Below are 2,657 nucleotides of genomic sequence, written 5' to 3'. Positions count from 1 at the left end.
AAAAGAGGCAAATACAGTAAGAAGAATATTTGAACTATACAGCCAAGGTCATGGATACAAGGCAGTAGTAAATAGAGTAAACAAGGAAGGTCATAAGACGAAAAGAAATGGTTTGTTCGCAGTAAGTACAGTAAAGGAGATACTTCAAAATCCAGTATAAATTGGTAAGATAAGGTACAATGTAAGGCAAGATTGGAGCAAGAAAAGAAGAAATAATATAAATGCAAATCCAATACTTTCAGATGGAATACATGAACCAATAATTGATTTGGAAACATGGAATAAAGTACAAGTAATACTAAAGGAAAGAAGTAAGAAACATAATAAGGTCTACGATTGTGAATTTCCTTTAACTGGAATACTAAGGTGTCCTGTATGTGGAGCAGGAATGACAATTAGTAGGTCTACTGCTAAAAGGAAAGATGGAACTAGAAGAATAAATGAATACTATTCTTGTGGAAATTGGAAGAATAAAGGAACAGCAGTATGTAATTCAAACTCAATAAGAGTAGAATTAGCTGATGAATATGTACTAAATAAGATAATGGAACTAATCAATGATGAAACTATATTAAGGAAGGTAGTAGATAATATAAATCAGAATAAATCTACTAAGTTAAAACCAATACTAGAGCACTTAGAACAGATAAATAAAGAGATAGAGAAACTAACAAGTAAGAAGAATAAAAACATAGAACTATTTGAAGATGGAATATTAGATAAAAGTGAGTTGTCACCAAGAATAAAAGTAATAAATGATGACATTGAGAAACTAAAATACAGAGAGCAAGAGTTAAAACAAGATCTTCAACTAGCAGAAGGAGATCCAATACCATTTGAGATAGTAAATGAAGTAATGAAAAGATTCAAAGAAGTATTCTTTGAAATGAGTACAAGTCAACAAAGGAAACAACTAATACATCTACTAGTTTCAAAGATAACAATAAATAAAGAAAGAGAAATAGATAGCATAGAAATACAAATAAATGATGATGTGATAACATACTTAATGAAGGATAGGTTACCTAAAGAACAAGGTAACCTATCCTTTTTACATTTACTTGGAATGAATTGTATAAATCTGAAAATAGTAATATAATAAGTATGATAGTTGAATAGTGGGAGTTTAAAATTGAAAATAGAAGAATTAGTGAAAGTAATACAAGAAAGCAGAGAGTTATTTGGAGAAAATGAGTTAGCATATCTTTCATTAACTAGCAAGAATGAATCAGTAATAAGGGATAGAATAGCATACAAGTTACACTTAGAGTTAAAGAATTCAATTGTTGCGAGGGAACACAGCATAAAAGCCATAAATTCTAGAATTGATTTAGCAGTATTAGAAAATAATGATATAAAGGATATAATTTGAAATTAGGTTAATGAATAAAGGGAGTTGAGAAGGAGAGGGTTGATAATACTGTCATTTAAGTAAGCCTTTATAGATAGAACTTTAGTGATAAATTATATGTGGAATTGGTATATAAATAATATTAGTAATTTAATGTTAAAAGTGTTAATTTATGAAATTATCATTTTTATATCTATAATATAATTGAATCTTTATGTTATTATGTATTTATAAAATAAATTCATTTTGATATATATTATATAAAATGGAGGAAAATATAAATGAAAATTAATATATTAATTGTTGAAGATGAAAAAGAAATAAGGGAAGGCGTAAGTGAATATCTATCAGAAGTTGGATATAACGTTATAAGTGCAGAAGATGGAATGCAAGCAATAGAATTATTTAAGAATAGTAAAATTGATTTAGTAATTTTAGATATAATGCTTCCCAAAGCTAACGGATTTGTTGTTTTAAATAAAATTAGACAAGAAAGCAATGTTCCAGTAATTATGTTAACAGCAATGAGTGATGATTATACCCAAATTATGAGTTTTGATGAAAAGGCAGACGATTATATTACAAAGCCATTTTCAATAATAGTTTTACATAAAAGAATAGAAGCACTTCTTAGAAGAGGAGTAAAAGTTAGCGAAAATAAAAAGTGGTTCTATGGAGACATAGAAATTGATTTTGAAGGATACTCAGCAAGAAAGAATGGCGAAAATATAGATTTAAAACCTAAGGAAATAAAATTAATAGAGTTATTATTAAAGTATGAGGGAAAGGTTTTAACAAGAGCACAAATCTTAGATAATTTATGGAATATTGAAGAATCACCAAATGATAGGGTTATTGATGTATATATTAAAAATATAAGAAAAAAGTTGTTATTAGATTGTATAGTAACAGTTAAGGGAATTGGATATAAATTTGAGGAGCAATGATGAATAAGTTAAAGTTATTTTCAAAAACATATATATTTACCATGGGGATAATAAGTTTAATAATTTTAATTTCAAATGTTTTAATTTATTTAGCATTACCCAAGGTATATGTGAATAATAAACAAAAGGAAGCTGATAAAATTATTGAAGCTTTAATTGAACAAGTAAGTAAATCTGATAATGAGGAATCATTTAAGATAGCAAAGAATTTTGCTGAAAAATATAATATTCAAGTTTTACTTACTATAGGAGATGAAAAAAGGGTATTTCAAGGTTTGCACAAAGTAGATATATATGTTAATGAAGAGGAAATTACAGAAAACTCTTTAATAATTCCTAATTTAATTGGTGAAAATATT

The 2,657-nt window shown here is 26.8% G+C and carries 3 protein-coding genes and 2 pseudogenes; all 5 read left to right on the top strand.

Features of this window, described 5'->3' with window-relative positions:
• Positions 1 to 298: pseudogene (locus Q5F54_RS12775) on the top strand (recombinase family protein); the annotation flags it as partial.
• On the top strand, positions 296 to 1,099 hold the full coding sequence (locus tag Q5F54_RS12770) for a zinc ribbon domain-containing protein (protein WP_278335273.1): 804 nt from the start codon (positions 296 to 298) through the stop codon (positions 1,097 to 1,099). The pseudogene Q5F54_RS12775 and the gene Q5F54_RS12770, both read left to right, overlap by 3 nt.
• A 33-nt stretch (positions 1,100 to 1,132) precedes the next feature.
• Positions 1,133 to 1,372, top strand: coding sequence for a hypothetical protein (locus Q5F54_RS12765; protein WP_071121134.1), 240 nt, complete (start codon positions 1,133 to 1,135; stop codon positions 1,370 to 1,372).
• 266 nt (positions 1,373 to 1,638) lie between these two features.
• A complete protein-coding gene (locus tag Q5F54_RS12760) occupies positions 1,639 to 2,298 on the top strand; it encodes a response regulator transcription factor (RefSeq protein ID WP_207645597.1) in 660 nt (219 codons plus the stop codon).
• Positions 2,298 to 2,657, top strand: a pseudogene (locus Q5F54_RS12755) (sensor histidine kinase); the annotation flags it as partial. The gene Q5F54_RS12760 and the pseudogene Q5F54_RS12755, both read left to right, overlap by 1 nt.

The organism is uncultured Romboutsia sp. (genome assembly GCF_958366745.1).
Taxonomy (GTDB): domain Bacteria; phylum Bacillota; class Clostridia; order Peptostreptococcales; family Peptostreptococcaceae; genus Romboutsia; species Romboutsia timonensis.
The sequence above is the reverse complement of the archived record's forward strand: the minus strand, read 5'-3'. Positions and strand labels throughout refer to the sequence as shown.